Here is a 3,783-nt window from a genome sequence, read left to right on the forward strand (position 1 = left end):
CGGCGTATTGAAGAAGATGCAGGGCTTTGACTTTACCAAATTCAAGGAAGAACTTGGTAAGAGAGGTTTTAAAGTCCGGGAAGCCAGGGCAAGCACCGGGAAACTTAACGGCTACTATGTCACAGCCCGAAGCGGTACGGAGTATAAGGCAAGCGAGATAGGGAAAGGCTACACTCTCGCCCATATCGAGCGGACACAAAGCAAACTGAAGTGCAACTCAATGAACATATCTCATGGAAACAAACTCACACCCGGAAGCGGCAGCTTCCAACGTTAAGCAGGGACAGTACAGCCCCCGGAAAAGAAAAGATACAACGCCAAGGGTAAACCCGCAGCTTGCGGTAGAACTGGTGTATCAAGAACTAAAGCGTGTTGAAGTCTATACGAAGCGCATAGAGGACGCAACAGCCCGAAAGGTACAAATAGACGGGAAAAGCCTTGAAAGTGCCGAAAATCGCCTAAAAAACGTGTTGGCGGACTTTGAACGGCAGGGGTACAGAATGAAAAACGGCGGTTATGTGGACAAACGAATTTCGTTCTACTCAATCCTTTGTGCTGTTATCTCCCTATTGTTCGCTTGTTTCATGTGCTATCTTTGGACGGATGCAGCCAAAGACCGGGACAACTACAAGCAGTATTATGAATACTACCAAGAGCAGGCAAGGGAACAAAAGGGGAATAAATAAACATCTAACTTTACGAATTATGGGAACAACGGAACACGAAGAACCCCGGTTCTTCTTCATACTGAACAAGGGTGCGAAGTCCGGCGGCGAAATCACCCATGCCGTCCTAAACGGTAGTATCGTTTCGAAGCCGGCAGGCTGGGACGCCTTTCATGGGCTTGCACTGGCGAGAGAGAAACTAAGCAGCGAGGAAATACAACAGCAGATGAAAGAACTTGGTGTAGAAATGGAAATCGTTCCTCTGATTTGACAAGATTACCCGGAGTGTTTCAGCCGGGTAATCTTGTTACTTATCCTTGATTTTCCCTTTAAGGGCGTTTATAATCCACCCTTTCGGATTGTTCTTTTCTCGTGATTTTCCGTTTAGGAGAGCCAGTTCTCCGATAAGGTCGGTTATCTTTTCTTGTGCCGTTATGAATGTCTCTTTGTTCCGGTTTATCTCTTCCGATGTGAAGCCGCAGGAATAACGGAGGTACTCGTACACATGGCTGTCTATCTGATATCGTGCTGTAACCTTTGCTTGCAATTCTTTCCCTTCCAGTTCTTCATCTCTGAACTGTGGTTGATAGACCGGGTAGAACCTAAACCCGGTCACCTTGCTACGTTTGTTGTTTGGGTTTTCACGCACTTTCACGTAGTTGAAAGTGTATGGGCAGCTCTCATCAAGCGCAGCCTTTGCTGGTTTCAAAACTCTTTCCTCAAAATGATCTATTCTGTCTTTTCCGTTCTTGTCCTTGTATTTGTCCGCAGGTATGCCAAGACGGTCTTTCAAGTTTTCAAGGGATATATCCAAAGGGTACACCTGCCCACTCATTAACATGTAAAACCTAAGGGAATACCCAGTAGGTAGCGCAAGAGCCTTGTTTAACTCAAATTCTCTGTACCCCTTGGCGAACTTGGTAAACACATCCCAAAGGTCGTTAGACACACGAAAGGTTATAATGCCAGTGCGTTTTTTATATTTTGGGTTAGATATAAATCCGCACTTCCACCATTCCTCGTCATCTTCGTAAGTAAAAAAACGTCCTGCCAAAGAATCGAGTGCGGCTATGATTTCATTGTAATCACGTCCGGAAAAAATAACGTCAGATACATGCATTTGTGCATCAACATCCCAAAGTCCATGCTCAAACTTGCGTTTCGTGCCTGCATAATCTTTCAGTTTTACTCCCTTTAGTTCAGCTTGGCACGCTTCCAGTATGCGAAGAACTATTCTTTGTTCGTGTATGGACATGTCTTGCTGTTTTGACCATGTATATACCCATGAAACAACAACATCTTTATTCTTGGTAATAGGTAGTTTCTTTTTCATAAACGATTGATTTGCTGCAAATATACACAATCCCCACATTAAAACAAAAAAAGAGGGGTAAAACTCCCAAAGTGTGGGGACTAATTTACTTTTAAACTCCCAAAGTGTGGGGACTAAACTCCCAAAGTGTGGGGAAACACATGTTCTAATCCCTTTATTTATGGGCGTTTGCGAAGAAGTGATAGAGCATATTACAGACGATGCTTATAACAGACAAGGGGAATTTATAGAGCTAAGTGGTTGATTTACTGTCGGAAAAAGAAAAACGATAGGGAAAAAGAGCAAAGCAAAACCAACCAACGGGCGGTAGGATTGGAAACGGGTTTTTATGGCGTGTACACGTTTGTGTACAAAATGTTTGTATTTTATTGAAATATAGCTATCTTTGTGCTGAATTTAAAAGCAAACAGATATGGAAGCATTATCAGTAAGAGAATACCGTAACAACCTCGCAGCGTCTTTCACCAAAGCTGACAATGGCGAGCAGGTACTAATTCGCAGGAAAAACGAGATTTACGCTTTGGTAAAAGTTGGTCGTGAAGATTTGATGATAACCCCGGAGCTGCAAGCAAGGATTGACAAGGCAAGGGAAGAAATCAAATCCGGAAAGTGTGTTACCCTCAAAAGCAGTGAGGATATTGACGCTTATTTCGATAGTCTATGATGTACACAATTAGGGTTTCCGACGGGGTGGATAAGGTGATTGCCAAATGGAAGAAATCAAACCCCAATTTGTTCAAGAAGTATAAGAAAATCTACAAAGAATTGTTAGAGCACCCTAAGACTGGGCTTGGGCATCCCGAAGCGTTAAGGGGCGGTGGGGATATTACATGGTCTCGACACATTACCGCCCATGACCGGATAATCTATGACATTTACGAGGAAGTGGTAGAGGTCTACATCTTGGAGGTAGAGGGGCATTACAACGATAAATGATAAAACTGTTATGGTCGAATATTGTGTTTACTGGTTAGAGAACGGCGAGCCTATGCACGAGGTGTTCTCTTCTCTTGCCGCCGCCGAGATGTACTCATGTGCGATAAGAGGGAAAGAAAACATTGAATGGGTGGAGGTGTCCGAAGAAGAAACCATTGATTTGGACGAACTGGAAGACATGTTCCCGGATGACTTCTGCGGCGTGTAATCCCCTTGGGTAGAAATGGGGTAGAATTTGTTAGGCTGTGGGGGATTTTCTAACACGCCGGGGCTTTTTGCTGGGCGGTTGGCGTGGATGTATTCCCATGCGGCATGTGTATATATAGCAAGAAGTGTCCTTGTCGGACATTTCTTGCCTTTCTCGCTTTGCTCAAAAAGATTTTAAGATTACCTTTGTGGCATGGAACTAAGACGGAACGAAAAGATTACATTCCGGTGTACCGAACTTGAAAAGGACGCACTTGCGGAGCAGGCAGCCCGGTGCAGTCTAAGCGTATCGGAATACTGCCGGAGTTTGTCCCTTGGGGGGCGCCCAAGGGAGAGGTACACCGAGGAGGAACGGCAGCTTCTCCGGGACATAGCCCAGTTGAAAGGAACGCTCCAACGGCTGAACAACTACTTCGGTGGTCGCCAGTACCGGGAAGTGTTCGAGGAGAACCGGGCACTAATTACAGAGCTCAAAAAAATACTCTCACGATGATAGGGAAAGGGAAAAGCATATCACATGGTGTGGCGGCATTGGAGTACGACCTCGCCAAAGAGATAAACGGGCAGGCAGTAGCCACCGAGATAGCCCGGCATGAACTTTATGGGTGTACTGGTGCGGAAATGGTGCAGGAAATGAAACCG

8 protein-coding genes and 1 pseudogene are annotated in these 3,783 nt (G+C 45.1%); 8 read left to right on the forward strand and 1 reads right to left on the reverse strand.

Features of this window, described 5'->3' with window-relative positions:
- The 3 genes from AB5Z01_RS13495 to AB5Z01_RS13505 all read left to right on the forward strand — a co-directional run.
- On the forward strand, positions 1–277 hold a 277-nt coding region (locus tag AB5Z01_RS13495), incomplete at its 5' end, for a relaxase/mobilization nuclease domain-containing protein (protein ID WP_368365610.1).
- Positions 234–686 carry a mobilization protein MbpC gene (gene mbpC, locus AB5Z01_RS13500; protein WP_004295511.1) on the forward strand — a complete coding sequence of 151 codons (453 nt, stop codon included), beginning with the start codon at positions 234–236 and terminating at the stop codon, positions 684–686. The genes AB5Z01_RS13495 and mbpC, both read left to right, overlap by 44 nt.
- Before the next feature lie 19 nt (positions 687–705).
- Positions 706–936 carry a hypothetical protein gene (locus AB5Z01_RS13505; protein ID WP_004295510.1) on the forward strand — a complete coding sequence of 77 codons (231 nt, stop codon included), beginning with the start codon at positions 706–708 and terminating at the stop codon, positions 934–936.
- Positions 937–972: 36 nt separating this feature from the next.
- Here AB5Z01_RS13505 and AB5Z01_RS13510 read toward each other — a convergent pair whose 3' ends face one another.
- A complete protein-coding gene (locus AB5Z01_RS13510) occupies positions 973–1,998 on the reverse strand; it encodes a replication initiation protein (RefSeq protein WP_004295509.1) in 1,026 nt (341 codons plus the stop codon).
- Between the two features lie 412 nt (positions 1,999–2,410).
- On the opposite strand from AB5Z01_RS13510, the gene AB5Z01_RS13515 reads away from it, so the two are divergent.
- The 5 genes and pseudogenes from AB5Z01_RS13515 to AB5Z01_RS13535 form a co-directional block, all read left to right on the forward strand.
- A complete protein-coding gene (locus AB5Z01_RS13515; RefSeq protein WP_004295507.1) occupies positions 2,411–2,662 on the forward strand; it encodes a hypothetical protein in 252 nt (83 codons plus the stop codon).
- On the forward strand, positions 2,659–2,934 hold the full coding sequence (locus AB5Z01_RS13520; RefSeq protein ID WP_004327436.1) for a type II toxin-antitoxin system YoeB family toxin: 276 nt from the start codon (positions 2,659–2,661) through the stop codon (positions 2,932–2,934). Before AB5Z01_RS13515 ends, AB5Z01_RS13520 begins: the two co-directional genes overlap by 4 nt.
- A 10-nt stretch (positions 2,935–2,944) precedes the next feature.
- A complete protein-coding gene (locus AB5Z01_RS13525; RefSeq protein ID WP_004295503.1) occupies positions 2,945–3,142 on the forward strand; it encodes a hypothetical protein in 198 nt (65 codons plus the stop codon).
- A 192-nt stretch (positions 3,143–3,334) separates the two neighbouring features.
- Entirely contained in the window at positions 3,335–3,634 is a 300-nt protein-coding gene (gene mbpA, locus AB5Z01_RS13530) for a mobilization protein MbpA (protein WP_004327437.1), read from the forward strand.
- Positions 3,631–3,783, forward strand: a pseudogene (locus AB5Z01_RS13535) (mobilization protein); the annotation flags it as partial. The gene mbpA and the pseudogene AB5Z01_RS13535, both read left to right, overlap by 4 nt.

The organism is Ruminococcus sp. RTP21359st1_H3_RTP21359_211015 (assembly GCF_040909065.1).
Lineage (GTDB): Bacteria > Bacillota > Clostridia > Oscillospirales > Ruminococcaceae > Hominimerdicola > Hominimerdicola aceti.